This window comes from Bacillus sp. SIMBA_026 (genome assembly GCF_046535335.1).
GTDB classification, from domain to species: Bacteria; Bacillota; Bacilli; order Bacillales; family Bacillaceae; genus Bacillus; species Bacillus velezensis.
Window position 1 is genome coordinate 1 of the sequence record NZ_JAWRWX010000434.1, and the last position, 241, is coordinate 241.

Sequence of the window (241 nt, forward strand, 5' to 3'; positions counted from 1 at the left end):
TTTCATTTCCCGTTCGCCGGAGACGCCCTGAAGGATATCCTCGGCGAGGGTCCGGAGCCTGATATTGCGATGGCTTGAGGTAGTCACCAGGATCTTGAAGGCTGCGTCACGGCCGCAACGGTTTTGGGCAGTGATGGCCCCGATGGCGGTGTCAATGGTGGTCCGGGACTCCAACGCCGCTTTGAGGTCGTTGCGGGCATCGCTGAGTTGGGCGATCTTCAATCCCAGACGCAGGGCCTTG

The 241-nt window shown here is 60.6% G+C and carries 1 protein-coding gene; it reads right to left on the reverse strand.

Translation table 11 applies throughout. From position 1 onward, the window contains the following. The coding region (locus SB847_RS22080) for an ANTAR domain-containing protein (RefSeq protein WP_410578883.1) at positions 1–241 on the reverse strand (241 nt) is incomplete at both ends.